17 protein-coding genes and 2 pseudogenes are annotated in these 16,285 nt (G+C 30.1%); all 19 read left to right on the top strand.

The window, feature by feature from the left end:
* Window positions 1-135: 135 nt before the first annotated feature.
* Complete coding sequence (locus ACU68U_RS07420; protein WP_071152507.1) at window positions 136-909, top strand: replication initiator protein A; 774 nt, start codon at window positions 136-138, stop codon at window positions 907-909.
* Window positions 906-1,733, top strand: a complete 828-nt coding sequence (locus ACU68U_RS07415) for an ATP-binding protein (RefSeq protein ID WP_412308794.1) — start codon at window positions 906-908, stop codon at window positions 1,731-1,733. The genes ACU68U_RS07420 and ACU68U_RS07415 overlap by 4 nt, the downstream gene beginning before the upstream one ends.
* Window positions 1,726-2,211 (top strand): PcfB family protein, encoded by a 486-nt coding sequence (locus tag ACU68U_RS07410; RefSeq protein ID WP_412308795.1) that lies wholly within the window; start codon window positions 1,726-1,728, stop codon window positions 2,209-2,211. The genes ACU68U_RS07415 and ACU68U_RS07410 overlap by 8 nt, the downstream gene beginning before the upstream one ends.
* Entirely contained in the window at window positions 2,208-2,942 is a 735-nt protein-coding gene (locus ACU68U_RS07405; RefSeq protein ID WP_412308796.1) for a BRO family protein, read from the top strand. Before ACU68U_RS07410 ends, ACU68U_RS07405 begins: the two co-directional genes overlap by 4 nt.
* Window positions 2,935-4,731, top strand: a complete 1,797-nt coding sequence (locus ACU68U_RS07400; RefSeq protein ID WP_412308797.1) for a VirD4-like conjugal transfer protein, CD1115 family — start codon at window positions 2,935-2,937, stop codon at window positions 4,729-4,731. Before ACU68U_RS07405 ends, ACU68U_RS07400 begins: the two co-directional genes overlap by 8 nt.
* A gap of 18 nt (window positions 4,732-4,749) precedes the next feature.
* A pseudogene (locus ACU68U_RS07395) lies at window positions 4,750-5,025 on the top strand (hypothetical protein).
* Between the two features lie 36 nt (window positions 5,026-5,061).
* Window positions 5,062-5,487 (top strand): annotated as a pseudogene (locus ACU68U_RS07390) (TraM recognition domain-containing protein); the annotation flags it as partial.
* A 63-nt stretch (window positions 5,488-5,550) separates the two neighbouring features.
* Complete coding sequence (locus ACU68U_RS07385) at window positions 5,551-6,069, top strand: ClbS/DfsB family four-helix bundle protein (protein WP_010248268.1); 519 nt, start codon at window positions 5,551-5,553, stop codon at window positions 6,067-6,069.
* 37 nt (window positions 6,070-6,106) lie between these two features.
* Window positions 6,107-6,529, top strand: a complete 423-nt coding sequence (locus ACU68U_RS07380; RefSeq protein WP_009346236.1) for an SRPBCC family protein — start codon at window positions 6,107-6,109, stop codon at window positions 6,527-6,529.
* A gap of 67 nt (window positions 6,530-6,596) precedes the next feature.
* Window positions 6,597-7,214 carry an SAP domain-containing protein gene (locus tag ACU68U_RS07375; protein WP_412308798.1) on the top strand — a complete coding sequence of 206 codons (618 nt, stop codon included), beginning with the start codon at window positions 6,597-6,599 and terminating at the stop codon, window positions 7,212-7,214.
* 221 nt (window positions 7,215-7,435) lie between these two features.
* A complete protein-coding gene (locus ACU68U_RS07370; protein WP_412308799.1) occupies window positions 7,436-7,750 on the top strand; it encodes a single-stranded DNA-binding protein in 315 nt (104 codons plus the stop codon).
* A 1-nt stretch (window position 7,751) separates the two neighbouring features.
* Complete coding sequence (locus ACU68U_RS07365) at window positions 7,752-7,967, top strand: Maff2 family mobile element protein (RefSeq protein ID WP_000394204.1); 216 nt, start codon at window positions 7,752-7,754, stop codon at window positions 7,965-7,967.
* Window positions 7,968-7,977: 10 nt separating this feature from the next.
* Complete coding sequence (locus ACU68U_RS07360) at window positions 7,978-8,841, top strand: VirB6/TrbL-like conjugal transfer protein, CD1112 family (protein WP_000466919.1); 864 nt, start codon at window positions 7,978-7,980, stop codon at window positions 8,839-8,841.
* 9 nt (window positions 8,842-8,850) lie between these two features.
* Window positions 8,851-9,141 (top strand): hypothetical protein, encoded by a 291-nt coding sequence (locus ACU68U_RS07355; protein WP_114219373.1) that lies wholly within the window; start codon window positions 8,851-8,853, stop codon window positions 9,139-9,141.
* Window position 9,142: 1 nt separating this feature from the next.
* Entirely contained in the window at window positions 9,143-9,553 is a 411-nt protein-coding gene (locus ACU68U_RS07350; RefSeq protein WP_277262702.1) for a PrgI family protein, read from the top strand.
* Complete coding sequence (locus ACU68U_RS07345; protein WP_412308800.1) at window positions 9,444-11,867, top strand: VirB4-like conjugal transfer ATPase, CD1110 family; 2,424 nt, start codon at window positions 9,444-9,446, stop codon at window positions 11,865-11,867. The genes ACU68U_RS07350 and ACU68U_RS07345 overlap by 110 nt, the downstream gene beginning before the upstream one ends.
* 7 nt (window positions 11,868-11,874) lie before the next feature.
* Window positions 11,875-14,454, top strand: coding sequence for a CD1108 family mobile element protein (locus ACU68U_RS07340; protein WP_412308801.1), 2,580 nt, complete (start codon window positions 11,875-11,877; stop codon window positions 14,452-14,454).
* Between the two features lie 14 nt (window positions 14,455-14,468).
* A complete protein-coding gene (locus tag ACU68U_RS07335) occupies window positions 14,469-14,708 on the top strand; it encodes a hypothetical protein (protein ID WP_001080402.1) in 240 nt (79 codons plus the stop codon).
* On the top strand, window positions 14,695-16,278 hold the full coding sequence (locus ACU68U_RS07330; protein ID WP_412308802.1) for a stalk domain-containing protein: 1,584 nt from the start codon (window positions 14,695-14,697) through the stop codon (window positions 16,276-16,278). The genes ACU68U_RS07335 and ACU68U_RS07330 overlap by 14 nt, the downstream gene beginning before the upstream one ends.
* The last annotated feature ends 7 nt before the right edge of the window (window positions 16,279-16,285 follow it).

Genomic DNA, 16,285 nt, shown 5'->3' with positions numbered 1-16,285 from the left:
AGATTAAATCTCAAGGAGGGGACGAGTACACTCTATCTAATAACAATATTATACAGTAAAACTGAATAATACTTAGTCGATAAAGGGTTATAGGTTACCTTTAACAACCTAAATACATTATATAAGGAGGTAAGAATGAATTTTGATTATTTTTATAATAGGCAATCTGAGATGTATAACTTCATTAGGTTACCTATGGTATTAATGGAAGATGAGATTTTTGAGAGCATTTCTATTGAAGCAAAAGTTTTGTATTCATATATGCTTAATCGAATGGGTCTTTCATATAAAAATGGCTGGATAGATGAAGATGGAAAAGTCTTTATTTACTACACAATTGAAAGTATAAAAGATCAATTTAATTGTGCAAGTGAAAAAGCAAATAAATTAATAGCCGAACTTGATATTAAGTCAGGAATAGGACTGATTGAGAAGAAAAGACAAGGACTGGGAAAGCCTAACAGAATTTATGTTAAAGACTTTATGAGCATATTTAATAATATGGAATTAAAAAATCAAGAAGTTCGAAAAACAAAATTCCAGAAGTTCGATAATCGAAATTCAAGAGATTCGAATATCGAAAGTCAAGATTTTCGAAAATCGGAAGGTAACTATAACAATATTAGTAATAATGAGTTAAGAAAGAATGATTTTAGTAAAGGTCAAAAGCCTTATGGAATATATAAAAATATATTTTTGACTGATGAAGAATACAAGGACTTAACAAATGAGTTAGGAAGTAGAATTAATGAATACATTGATAGATTGTCGTCATATATGAAAGCAAATAACAGAGAGTATCAAGACCACAAGGCAACGATAATCAATTGGTATCTTAATGATCAGGCAAAAAACATTAATGATAATACAACAAGGAAAATGAATTACGATATAGGAGAGAGTTTATGAAAAGCTTAAAAGATTTTGTATTAAGAGAAAATGATATTGAAAGAAATGGACATATCTATTGCAAGGTATGTGGTAAAAGAGTAGATGGAGAATTAGTTGACCTTGGCTTTACAAAGTTTATTCCCATAATTAAATGTGAATGTGAAATAAAGAGAGATAAGGAAAATGAAGAAAGAGAAAGACTGATGAAAATATCGTCATTGAAAAGAGATTGTTTTTCATCGCCGCTCCAACACCAATATACTTTTGATAAATTCCTAAATGAAAAAGGTCAAGCCTATAAGGTTGCCTATAATTATGCCAAAAGTTTTGAGCAAATGAAGGAAGACAATGTTGGACTTTTATTTTATGGAGATGTTGGCAGTGGCAAAACTTATCTTGCTTGTTCTATTGCAAATGAATTAATCGAAAGAGAACAAGTTAGAGTTAAGATTTTGAATTTATCTCAGGTTATAAATCAAATACAAAAATCTGCATTTAAGGTTGATTCAAATGAAATAATAAGTAACCTCTCTAATGTTCCTTTGTTAATCTTAGATGACCTTGGAATTGAAAGGGATACATCTTATGCAAGAGAACAAGTATATAACATTATAAACTCAAGATACTTAAAGGCTAGGCCGACAATTTTTACTACAAACTTATCATTGGAAATTATTCAAAATCCTAATATTGAACTTGAGTATCAGAGAATATATTCAAGAATACTTGAAATGACAATACCAGTTAAAGTTACGGGAGAAGATTTTAGAAGAAAAATCCATCAAGAGAAGTTAAGAAAATACAAAGAGTTACTTTTATATGGAGGTGGAATAGATGATTAATGAAGAAGTATCAAGGTCGAGTCTTAATCTTGAAGTAAGACTTGCAAAAGCAACAAGTAAAGCAATTCTTGATGCCTTAAAGAAAGTACACAAGCAAATAGAAGAACAAGGAGGCTTGAAAAATGTAATAAAAAATAACGGAGAAGAAGTAAAGCTAAAGGATATGGTTAAAAAGGGACAGTTAGAAGAAATTAATCTAAAAGATCCTGAGTTAAAAGAATTAAAGAAAATTTTAAATAAACACGGAGTGAAGTTTTCTGTTATGAAAGATAAGGAAACTGGTAACCACTCTGTGTTTTTTCAATCTAAGGATATAAAGGTAATGGAACACGCCTTTAAAAAAGCAGTTAAGGCTTCTGAAAGAAAGGCCGATAGAAAAGATTCAATAACGAAGACTATAAATAAGTTTAAAGATATGGCTAAGGAAACTATCAGTAAAGATAAAGTTAAAAATAAACATAAGGAGCAAAGCTTATGATAAGTAATTTAAAAACATTTGAAAATAAGAATTTTGGGAAACTCACTGTTATAGAAAAAAATGGTGAGTTTTTCTTTATAGCAAATGAAGTAGCAACTATGTTAGGATATGTCAATCCGAGAAAAGCTATCTATGACCATGTAGATGATGAAGATAAGGGTGTAACGAAATGGAACACCCCTGGAGGAATACAGAATATTTCAATAATTAATGAGTCAGGATTGTATTCACTTATCCTCTCATCAAAACTACCACAAGCAAAAATATTCAAAGCTTGGGTAACTAGAGAAGTCTTACCAAGTATTAGAAAAAATGGAGGATATATAGCTGGTCAAGAAAAGAAAACTAACGAAGAGCTACTTGCAGATGCTATTCTTGTAGCCAATAGAATTATTGCCGAAAGAGAAGAAGAGATTGAAGAATTGAGACCAAAGGCAGACTATTATGACAAATTAGTAGATTATAACCTACTTACAAACTTTAGAAATACTGCCAAAGAGTTAGGAATACCACAAAACCAGTTTATAAGTTTTTTAATGGATAAGGGATTAATTTATAGAGATAAGAAAAAGAAATTATTACCTTATGCAGATAAGAACAAGGGATACTTTGAAGTGAAAGAATGGGTTGATCCACTAGGTACACTTGTAGGAATACAAACATTTATAACACCAAAGGGAAGACACTACCTACTAATTTTATTAGATAGTGAAGGTTTTTACGATGAATAAGATATTGGAAGCTATTCTTTCTGATATTAAAAACCTAATTAAAATAGACAACCCAAAGAAATTTATATTAGCAAATATTCCTTATTTATCCTTTTTCTACATTGGAAATATCTTTTCTAAGCACATCAATTCTTATGTAGGAGGAGATATTATTGATAGAATAATGGTGGGAATTTCTGATATAGGAACTTTATCCTATGTACCAAGCCTTAATCCAAGGGACTTGTTAGTGGGTATTTCAGTTGCTGGTCTTGTTAAGCTAATTGTTTATAGCAAAGGAAAAAATAAGAAGAAATATAGGCAAGGCAAGGAATATGGATCTGCAAGATGGGGAGAAAGCAAGGATATTGCTCCATACATTGACCCTAAGTTTGAAAACAATGTTCTTATAACTAATACCGAAAGACTAACAATGAACTCAAGACCTAAAAACCCTAAATATGCTAGAAATAAAAATGTATTAGTAATAGGTGGTTCTGGATCAGGTAAAACAAGATTTTATGTAAAGCCAAATCTAATGCAAATGCACTCTTCCTATGTAGTAACAGACCCTAAAGGCACGCTTGTGTTAGAGTGTGGGAAAATGCTTTATGAAAATGGATATGACATAAAGATATTAAACACAATAAACTTTAAAAAATCTATGAAATACAATCCATTTGCTTATTTGAGAAGTGAAAAAGATATTTTAAAGCTTGTCCAAACTATAATTGCTAACACCAAGGGAGATGGAGAAAAGGCAGGAGAAGATTTCTGGGTAAAGGCTGAGAAGCTATATTACACTGCCCTTATCGGTTATATCTATTATGAAGCACCAGAAGAAGAAAAGAACTTTAAGACACTTTTGGATATGATTGACGCAAGTGAGGTTAGAGAAGATGACGAAACCTATATGAACCCAATTGATAGGCTTTTTGAAGCTCTTGAAAAGAAAGATCCAAGCCATTTCGCAGTTAAGCAATATAAGAAATATAAGCTTGCAGCAGGAAAAACTGCTAAGTCTATTCTAATATCTTGTGGAGCAAGACTTGCACCTTTTGATATAAGAGAGCTTAGAGAACTAATGAGTGAAGATGAATTAGAACTTGATAAAATTGGAGATAGGAAAACAGCACTATTCGTAATAATATCAGATACTGATGATACCTTTAACTTTGTAGTCTCAATAATGTATTCTCAATTATTTAATCTACTATGTGATAAGGCAGATGATGTGTATGGTGGAAGACTTCCAGTTCATGTAAGGTGTCTACTTGATGAGTTTGCAAATATAGGCTTAATTCCTAAATTTGAAAAATTAATAGCGACAATTCGTTCAAGAGAAATATCAGCAAGCATAATACTGCAAGCACAATCTCAATTAAAAGCAATCTATAAAGACCATGCAGATACAATAGTTGGTAACTGTGACTCAACACTCTTTTTAGGAGGAAAAGAAAAAACAACAGTAAAAGAATTATCAGAAACCTTAGGAAAAGAAACCATAGACCTATATAACACATCAGAAACAAGATCAAATCAAAAATCTTTTGGTCTAAATTATCAAAAAACTGGTAAGGAACTTATGAGCCAAGATGAAATAACTGTAATGGATGGCGGTAAGTGTATCTATCAGTTAAGAGGAGTAAGACCTTTCTTGTCTGATAAATTTGATATTACAAAGCATAAGAATTACAAGTTATTGGAAGATTATGATAAGAGAAACTTGTTTGATGTAGAGGAGTATTTAACAAATAGAGATAAGGTAAAGTTAAAATCAAGTTATAAAATAAATAGGTTAAACATTTGATTTTATGGAGAAAGCAAAATGTGTGAAAATAGAAAATCATCTTTAATTATATTAAATATAAACGGTGAGCAGTTTATTTTAGAAAGTGATACAGAACTCACAAGGGATAAGAAAAATTATATTGAAGCAATATGTGAGACAATGTACGATGAAAGCAATGAATAGTATGAAGATATATATGATATGTCCCCATATGATATAGCTGAGCTATTTGAAAAAACAGTAAAAGAAGAAGTAGGAATAACTGTTACATTTAAAGCGATAGACCTTGAAGCATCGATTTTAGAAGGCTAAATACACGGTATTAAAAGGTGATAGAAATTAAAACTCTCAAGGAAAATATCAGCAAGCATAATACTGCAAGCACAATCTCAATTAAAAGCAATATACAAAGACCATGCAGATACAATAGTTAGTAACTGTGATTCCACAATTTTTCTAGGAGGAAAAGAAACTATAGACTTATATAACACGTCAGAAACAAGATCAAATCAAAAATCTTTTGGTCTAAATTACCAAAAGACTGGTAAGGAACTTATGAGCCAAGATGAAATAACTGTAATGGATGGTGGTAAGTGTATATACAAGCTAAGAGTAGTAAGATCTTTCTTGTCTGATAAATTCGATATTACAAAACATAAGAATTATAAGTTATTGGAAGATTATGATAAGAAGAATTTATTTGATGTGGAAGAGTTTTTGAAAAACAGAGATAAAATAAAAATAAATAGGAACAGTTTGATTACAAGATTATGAATTAACGTTAGGATAAAAATATTTTTGGTATAATATCTATATATAAACCATGGAGGTAGGCATATGAGGTCTTATGAAAGTAAGGAAGAATTAAAGAATGAGATAAAGAAAACTTTTGAAAAATATATTTCAGAGTTTGACAATATACCAGAAGAACTAAAAGATAAAAGACTAGAAGAAGTTGATAGAACACCAGCAGAAAATCTTGCCTATCAAGTAGGCTGGACGACTTTAGTATTAAAATGGGAAGAAGATGAGAAAAAAGGTATAGATGTTAAAACACCATCAGATAAATTCAAGTGGAATCAACTTGGAGAATTATATCAATGGTTTACAGATACCTATGCCCATAAATCTCTATATGAACTAAAAGAACAACTAACAGAAAATGTAAAAAAAATTTATCTTATGATAGATGAATTAACAGATGAAGAATTATTTAAACCACATATGAGAAAATGGGCAGATGAAGCAACCAAAACTGCTACTTGGGAAGTATATAAATTTATTCATGTAAATACAGTAGCGCCATTTGGAACATTTAGGACTAAGATTAGAAAATGGAAGAAATTAGTTCTATAGATAGAAAAGTATAAATAAGTTTACTTAGGAGGATTTTATGGCAGTTGCAAATATCAAAGTTACATTAAATTGCCCAATAGAAAAAGTATGGGATAAAGTTACTGACCTTCGTGATTTTGGTTGGAGAAGTGATATCAAAGATATCAAAATTATTGATGATAAGAATTTTGTAGAGATTACAAAAGATGGGATAGAAACGAATTTTAAAGTTATAGAATGTACGAAACATCAATGCTGGTCTTTTGAAATTGAAAACGCAAATATAAAAGGAACTTGGATAGGAAAATTTTATTCGAATGGAGATAAAACAACATTAGATTTTACAGAAAATATTATTTCTAAAAAATTTATATTTAAACCTTTTGTAGGACTATATTTAAGAAACCAACAAAAACTGTATTTTAAAGATTTGAAGGAAGCACTTAATTGTGAAGAAGCAAGTCATGTTCAAGTGTTATGAAAATAATGAAATAGATAAATTGGAGTAGCCTATTCATATATTTATATCTTTTCGAAAGGATAAAAAAATGATAGAAAGTAGACCTAAGTTTGATAAAATCACATCGTTTGATGAGTTTAATAAATACTATTGGTATCGTGAAGAACTTTCACAGATATGCAAGTTATTAGGATTAGAATATAGAGGTACAAAACAAGAACTCACTTATATTATTGAGCAGTACTTTAAGGGTGATGTGATTAAAAAGTCATCAATAAAAAGCGTAAAGAAGCAATTTGAATATATTACTTTAGATATGCCTTTACTTGAGTGTGGATTTTCCTTTAATTCAAAATTCAGAGAATATTTTTCTGTTGTAACAGGTGTTTCGCCTTTTAAATTTACTGCAGATATGGCAACGGCTTGGAGAAAAGTTAAAAGAGAAAATGATTTGAGTTTTACAATTCAAGATATGCTCAAAGTTTATTATGGAAAATCAGATTATGCTAAGTATGATAATTCGGCTTGTCAATGGAATCAATTTTTAAAGGATTTTTGTGCAGACGAAAATAGTTGTAACTACTCTAATAAAATAAAAGTAGCTGCTATTCTTTGGAAAGAAGTCAGAGATTCAAAAAACAAAAAAGTTTATTCACGAGAACTTATAAAAAAATATGAGGATAAAATAGAACACTATCACAAGTAAACAGAAACTATTTTTTTGAATGAAAAAAATTAATACAGATAGATGTTAGGCGATAGAAATTAAAAACTCTATCGTCTTTTTTTATACTCAAAATTAGGAGATAAAAATGGTAAGGATAAGAAGTCCCACTTAAATAATTTAATATATTAGATATTTAGCGATTGAATTATAGGTTCAGTCGCTTTTTTAATTGAAATTTATAGATTAAGGAGAAGAAATTAATGGATAGAGAAATGATAAATATTAATGCAAATTTAGTTAATGAAGCTAAATTTTCAGAATTTGAAAAAGATGGAGAAAATGTTCAAGTAGCAAATTTTGCTCTTGTTAAAAAATATGGAAAGGGCAAAGAATATACAAATTGCTCAGTATATGGAGAAAAGGTAGAAATTGTAAGAGAATTTGAAAAAGGAGATCTAATCCATGTCTTTGGATATTTCAAAGAAAACAAAAAAGGAGATAAGGTCTACAAGAATTTTATAGTTAAATCACTAAACAAAATAGAAAATAAAGAGAAAGAAAACGAGGAGGAATAATATGGAATTTTTTACAGCTGGAGTTGGAGTTTTAAAGACACTTGTAACTGCAATTGGTGCAGGTTTAGGAGCATGGGGAGTTATTAACTTAATGGAAGGTTATGGTAATGATAACCCTGGTGCTAAATCTCAAGGTATTAAGCAGCTTATGGCTGGTGGAGGAATTGTACTAATCGGTATCAAATTAATTCCACTACTTGCAAATGCTTTAAATTAGGAGAAAGTCTATGTTTGGTATCTTTGACAAGCTAACTGAATTTTTTAAGGATATGCTACTCGGAGGTATCAAAGCAAATCTTGAGTCCATGTTCTTAGATATAAATGACAAGGTAGGAGTTATTGCAACTGATGTTGGGAAAACACCAATGGGTTGGAATGGAGAAGTGTATAACTTTATAAAAAACATTAATGACAATGTGATTGTTCCAATAGCAGGTCTTATCATAACAGCAGTTTTATGTATTGAACTCATAAATATGGTTATGCAGAAGAATAATATGCATGATACAGATACTTTTGAGTTTTTCAAATACATTATAAAGATGTTTATAGCAGTCTACCTTGCAAGCCATGCCTTTGAATTTTCAATGGCAGTCTTTGATGTGGCACAAAATCTTGTAAACAAAGCGGCAGGGGTAATCACTACTTCTGCCACTGTTTCAGGAGATCAGATAGTTGCAATGGTTGATACATTAAAAGAAAAAGAAATAGGTGAGCTTTTAATGATATTAGTTGAAACAAGCCTAGTGAGGATTGCAATTCAATGTATATCTTTAACTATTACCTTAATAGTATATGGACGTATGTTTGAAATATATGTCTACTCATCAGTATCATCCATACCATTTGCGACTATGGGAAATAAAGAATGGGGTCAGATTGGAACAAATTATATCAAGGGACTTTTTGCCTTGGGACTACAAGGTTTGTTTTTGATGGTATGTTTAGGTATCTACACCGTTTTAATAAGGACGGTACAGATTACAGATATTCACGCAAGTTTGTTTAGTATATTAGGATATGCTCTACTACTTGGACTTATGATGTTTAAGAGTGGAACAGTTGCAAAAAGTATTATGAATACGCACTAGGAGGAATAAATGTTAAAAAAGAAAAATTGTGCTTTATTGGGACTTGGAATTTTATTGGGAGGAACTTATGAAATCTTAAAAGAGAAGAAAAGAAATGAAGATATTAGAAACTTAAAGAGGAGAATAAACAGACTCGGAAGATGTCACAATGAATTTGTTATGTATCAAGGAGAATACAATGACAGAAATGAAGAAAAACAAGAAGAATTAGAAGAAAGAATTAGCTACCTAGAAGAAGAAACAACATCTAATTATGACCATATACTTGAACTTTCCAAAGAAGAAGTAGAGGGAGATTAAAATGGCATATGTACCAATACCAAAAGATTTGGACAAGATTAAAACAAAGGTTGCCTTTAACTTAACTAAAAGACAACTTATAGGTTTTTCGGTGGCAGGACTAATTGGCATACCAACTTATTTATTTATGAAGAAATATCTACCTAATGATGTTTCAATCATTGTAATGCTAATAGTAACCCTGCCAATCTTTTTTATAACATTATATGAAAAAGACACCTTAACCTTTGAAAAATATTTTAAATTTTTCTATCTTCACAAGTTTTATCAACCTGCTAAGAGAATAAGAAAGGAGGCATACCTTGAAGCAAAGAAAAAAGCAAATCAGCGACTTAAATCTAAAGGAAAAACAATTAAAAAAAGACCGAAAGGAAGTAAGAAGGCTAAAAACAAAGAAAGATCCAACAAATAGTCTTCTAAGTGTACTTTTAAATAAAGAGAAAAAGAGATTTACTGTTGAGGACACAATTCCATATATAAGAATGTTACCAGAGGGCATTTGCCAGTTAGATGAAAAAAATTATTCAAAGACAATTTCATTTCAAGATATAAATTACCAGTTGGCATTGGAAGAAGATAGAGATTTAATCTTTAACCAATTTGCCAACTTTTTAAATTCTTTTGATCCAAGTGTCCACATTGAACTTTCATATGTAAATCAATTAGGAAGAAATAGAGACCTACAAGAAGCAATTAAAATTACTTATAAGGGAGACTTCTATGACGATGTAAGAAAAGAGTTTAGGGAGATGTTAAAGCTTCAACTTGCAAAGGGCAATAACGGACTTAAAAAGATGAAGTATATAACCTTTACAACAGAAGCCGATAACCTAGAGCAAGCAAGAGCAAAGTTAAATAGACTTGAAGTAGATATTTTATCTAACTTTAAATCTATGGGAGTAAGAGCAGAAAGTCTTGATGGCGAAGAAAGGTTAAGACTTGTTCACGATATGTTAAATCCATACAAAAACTTTAATTTTTCATATAAAGATTTGAAGAAGAAAGAGTCTACAAAATCACATATAACTCCCAATATATTTAATTTTGCACCAGCAAATAATTTTAAATTTGGGAAATTCATTGGAGCAGTAAGTCATTTTCAAATACTTGCAAGTGAGTTATCAGACAGAATGTTATCTGAGTTTTTAGATATTGATGACAATATTTATGTAGCTTTTCATATAGATGTAGTTGAACAAGCAGAAGCTATTAAACTCATTAAGAGAAAAAATACAGACCTAGATAGAATGAAAATTGAAGAACAAAAGAAAGCAGTTCGTGCTGGATATGATATGGATATTATTCCTTCAGATATAAATACTTTTGGAGCTGATGTTAAGTCCATGTTATCTGACTTACAAAATAGAGATGAAAGACTCTTTGTAGTTACCATAGTAATGATGAATTTTGCTAGGACTAATCAAAAATTAGAAAACACCATTGCTCAAATATCATCAATTGCTAACAGACATAATTGTCAGGTAAAAAGATTATCTCATCAACAAGAACAAGGACTTGTTTCTGTCTTACCTTTAGGAGTTAATCAAGTCGAAATAAAAAGATTTTTAACTTCATCATCAACGGCAGTTTTTATGCCTTTTACAACAGAAGAGCTGTTTATTGATTCGGCAAATTCTTTGTACTATGGATTAAACGCCCTTAGTCAAAACTTGATAATGGCAGATAGGAAGAAACTAAAGAACCCTAACGGACTAATATTAGGAACACCAGGTTCTGGTAAATCTTTCTCAGCAAAGAGAGAGATGGCAAATGCAATTCTTGTCACAGATGATGATGTAATTATTTGTGATCCTGAGGGCGAGTATTCAAACCTTGTAAAACAATTTAATGGAGAAGTTATTAAAGTTTCAGCAAAGTCAAAGGACTACCTAAATCCACTAGATATTAATATGAACTATGGAGATGGGGACGCACCTTTAAAGGATAAGGCAAATTTCATAATGTCTATGCTTGAACTTGTGGTAGGAGGATCTGGTCTTACTGCTGCAGAAAAATCTGTTATAGATAGGTGCTTACCAAAGATATATCAAAAATATTTTGAAGACCCAAAACCAGAAAATATGCCTATATTAGGAGATTTATACGATATGCTCCTATCTCAAGAAGAGGGAGTTGGTAGAAAACTAGCAACAGAAATGGAAATTTATGTTAAGGGAAGTCTTAATGTCTTTAATAACAGGTCAAATGTTGACCTAAATAGACAACTGCTCTGTTTTGATATAAAAGAGCTAGGAACACAACTTAAAAAAATAGGTATGCTTGTAATTCAAGACCAAGTTTGGAACAAGGTTTCCTTAAATAGAGGAAGCAAGTCTACAAGATACTATATAGATGAGTTCCACCTTTTATTAAAAGACCCGCAAACTGCTTCATATTCAGTAGAAATCTGGAAAAGATTTAGAAAATGGGGTGGTATTCCAACAGGCATAACTCAAAACGTAAAAGACCTTTTAACAAGTCAGGAAATTGAAAATATCTTTGATAATACAGACTTTGTTCTAATGTTAAATCAAGCATCTGGAGATAGAGATATTCTTGCTAAGAAATTAAAAATATCGCCTTATCAGCTAAACTATATTACTAATTCAAATGCAGGTGAGGGACTATTATTCTTTGGAAATACTATTGTTCCATTTATAGATAAATTCCCTAAAGACACCATGCTATATAAGCTGATGACAACAAAACCAGAAGAAGCTAAGTAGGTGTGATATGGATAAAAAGCTAAAAAAAGATTTTCAAAAGAAAATTATACGAAATAGGGACGCTCCTGAAAAAAATATGGATAGTAAACTTGTTCATTCAGATGATTATACCAATAAGATTATTAAGACTAAGGATAGGTTCGGAGATAAAATTTCAGAAAAAGAATCTAAACTTATTCATGAGAATGTATTAGCTAAAGATCAAAAACAAGATAGACTAAAAGATTTTCAGAAGTCTAAAAACAAGGAAAGAATCAGAAAAGAAGTTTTAGATAATAAGGATAAGGCTGAAGAAACAAAACAAACTAATCTTGAAATAAGGACAGATGAAAGCTTTAAACTTGATGAAGACTTAGATGTAGACTTCAAAAAGGTAAATTTTGGTAGTGAAAACAGTAGAAATATTAATTCTAATAAACTAACAACAGATGATATTTCAGCTAAGGATCAACCAATAAGCAATAAGAAGGCATCAAGTAAAAGACAAGTTCTCAAAAATTATGAGGATAAACTTATCCATAGTAAGGATAAATTCCAAGACAAAATCAACGAAAAAGAGTCTAAACGAATCCACACAAGCGAAGATAAACCTATCGAAGCAAAGAAGAGTAAGAGAATATACAGAAAAGATAAGCTTGTTAAAGATGAAGTAAGTAAGAACGAAAGTAATACTAATATCAATAAAAAGCAAAAGCAGAAACTTTATCAAGAAAAGAAGTTTAGAGATAAGGAAAAAATTTCTAATAAAATAGATAAAGAAAATAAGCTAAGCGAAGTTGATACAGATAAGACTTTTGATAATTCGAAGGTTAAAGACAATAATCAAGAATTTATAAAAGATGAAAAGGAAACAAGCCTTAAACCTTCAGAACAAAAGAAAGTTAATAAAAAGAAGACTTACTATAAGAGAAAAAATTATGAAAGTGATAAATTCACTCGAAAGAAAATTGATGACTTAAAAAATGAATCTAAGAAAGTTACAAGAAAAGATTCTAAGAAATCTCAAGATGTTAAAGATTTTATCTCAGATAAAAAGATTGGAGAGCTTGAAAAGTCTAAAAGTAAGCTAAAGGATAATATTTTAAAGAATAAAACTAAAGGAAGTCTATCTTCTGGGGTTTTATTATCTGGAGCTAAGTCTTCAGAGTTAGTGAGAGATTATTTAAGTTCAGGATCTGACAATACTGGTGTAGAATCTGGAGAAAAAGTCGCTAATGTAAGCTCTAAACTCCAGCATGGAATAAGGAAGTATAAGTTAGACAAAAAGAAAAAGTCCTTAAAAAAATTATCTAAACTTGATAAGAAAATAAGAAAGAGAAAAAGCAAGTTGGAGTTTAAAAGTGGATTGGAAGATTTAAAAAAGTCAGATGCCTATATAAAGAAAAATAGATTTAAGAAGTTTTACCAAAGAAAGCAAATGAAGAGCATGATAGCTAAAAAGCACGAAACAAGACTTGTAGATAGAGTTAAAAAAGCTATTTTAAGTTTAGGTAAGGCTTCTAAAGAGCTAATCGTAAAAAAAAGTAAGATGGTTTTATTTCTAGTAATAGGGCTAGGTCTTATGCTATCAATCATGATTGGTGGTGGAAGTGTTGGTATGAGTGGATTAAGCAACTCTGTTAACTCAGTAATGACAACAACATATCTATCACAAGATACAGTTCTAAGTGAAGTTAATCAAGAATTTTCATCAATGGAATATGACCTACAATCACAAATCGAAAGTGTAAAAACAAGTCATCCTGGATATGACGAATATATTATAAATAAAGAAGGAGAAATTGATCATAATACCCATGAACTTTTATCCTATATAACTTCAAGATGTGGAGAAGTAAAATCAGCATCTGAAGTAAAAGGAATTTTAAAAGATCTTTTCGATAAGATGTATAAACTTGATTTTAAAGAAGAAATTGAAATTAGAACAAGAACAGTAGCAAGAACAAGATATGATAGTCGTGGCAATCCTTATACTAGCTATGAAAAAGAAGAGTACGAATATAAAAAGTTAATTGTAACTTTAAAGAAAAAAGAAATGGATGAAGTTGTTAGGGAAATATTTAAAGATTATCCAGATAATGTAGTTCATTATGAAGCTCTTCTTGAAGCTAAGGGAAATATGGGAGATGTTTTTGGATCAGGTAATGGGGACTTAGGAGAAATAGTAGACAATCCAAACTTTGGAAATCCTGGTCTTGCTTTTGATTCAGCTACTGCAAAGGCTCTTTTTAATGAAGCAGAAAAACATATAGGCAAAAGATATGTGTTTGGAGCAAGTGGACCATCTAACTTTGACTGCTCAGGATTTGTATGTTGGTCATTTACAAAGTCTGGTGTAAAGAGTATGCCAAGAACAACTGCATGGAGAATATACAAAGACTATTGTAATCCAGTAAGTCCAAGTGAAGCTCAACCTGGGGATATTATATTTTTCCACTCAACATATAACAGTGGAACACCAATATCTCATGTAGGAATATACGCAGGTAACGGAATGATGATTCACGCAGGAGATCCAATTCAATACACATCAATAAATTCGAAATATTGGAAATCACACTTTTATGGTTTTGGAAGACCAAGATAGAAGGGAGATATTATGTGAACAGAAAACTTATAAGTATTAGAAACAAAAAGAAAAAAATAGAAGAGAAATTAAAAGATTTAAATGCAAAATACAAGGAAATTTGCGATGAAGAAATACAAGTTGAAAATGAAGAAATAATTGTAACTCTTAGAAGAAACAATATTAGCTTGGAAGAATTAATGGAGAAAATTAATGACAGAAAAAGAGAAGAAAAATTAAAAGAAAAGGAGAACATTCATAATGAAGAAATTTAACACGAATAGACTAAGAGCCTTTTTTATGGCTCTTTTATTAGTTTTAACATCAACTTCAACTACTAATGTACTAGCTAAAGCTGATGATACAGATGGTAGTAAAAAAGTGATAGAGAGTTCAATAAGTAATATTAATGATTTAGAAAATCAAATCAAAGACTTAAATGATAAGAAACAAGAAGACCAATCAAAGATAGATGAATTAAAGGAAAAGTTAGAATCTTGCAAAGATAATGGAGAGAAACTAAAACAAGATAAGGCTAAGTTAGAAGAAGAGATTAGAGATAAAGACAATAAGATTGCTCAATTGAATAAAGAAATTGAGGATCTTAAAAATTCTAATAATGATGAACTAATAGCAGAAATTACTCAGCTTAAAGATGAATTAAAAAGATTACAAGATGAAAATGTAAAACTAAAAGAAGATTATTCATCTACAAAATGGGAGTTAGAAGCTGAGAAAGAAAAGACCGATAAAAACGAAAATAAAATCAAAGAAATGCAAGAAAAGCTTGAGTCTTTAGAAGAGGAACTTGCAAAGAAGACTAAAGAAATTGATGATAAAGATAATAAAATTAAGGACTTAGAAAAAGCTCTTGATGAAAAAGATAATAAGATAAAAGAACTAGAGAATAAAAAGAAAGAAACAGAAAATACTAAGTCAGAATGCTTTAAGAAAATTGAAGAGCTTCAAAAGGCTATTGATAGTTTAAAAGAATCTTCTGAAAATACAAAAAAGGAATTAGAAGAGAAGATTAAAGAGCTAGAAGAAAAACAAAAAGCTTCTGATGAAGAAATTAAAAAGCTAAAAGAAGATTTAGATAAGAAAATTGAAGAAGCCAAGAAGTTAATCGAGGAAGCAAATAAAAAAGCGAAAGAAGAACTTGAAAAACAAGCTAAAGATGAAAAAGATAAAAATCTAAACCAAGACTTATCTAAGAAATTAGATGAACTTCTAAAACTTCAAAAAGAAAACAAAGAGAAGAAAGAAGATAAGAAATCTCAAGATAAGAAGTGGGATGAAATTTTGAAAGCTGATGATAAGAATATCCTAAATCAATTTGATCTTAACAAGATGAAAAAACAAGAGGAACAACAAGCCAAAAAACAAGTTAAAGATGAAAAAGAATTTGCAGTTTTCCAAGTAGACAAAAACTTTTATAACATTATCAATAAAGATGGTAAGACAACAGTCTATATGGATGTAAAAACTTATGTGGATCAAGGAAGAACTATGATTCCGGTAAGATATATTGCATATACTCTAGGTTTTAATGTTGAGTATGACAACTCTACTCGTGAAGCCATTTTCTCAAATAAAGAGAATAATATCCTAGCTAAAAAGACATTAAGACTAAATATTGATACTGGTGTTATGAAAGATTCAGATGGAAAAGTCTACAATTCAGATGTTAAGCCAGTGATTATAAATGGAAGAATTCATGCTTCAATTTCAAATATTGCTAAAGCTTTTGGAGCAAGTCATGGAGATATTAAAGATGGCAAAAACCAAACAATAGAATGGGACAATACTAGAAAAGCAGTCTATGTATTTAAAAATGTAAAATAAGAAAGGA

The sequence above is a fragment of the Finegoldia sp. P3-F-LR genome, from assembly GCF_052932165.1.
Note: the sequence above shows the minus strand (reverse complement) of the source record. Positions and strands in the feature narration are given on the sequence as shown.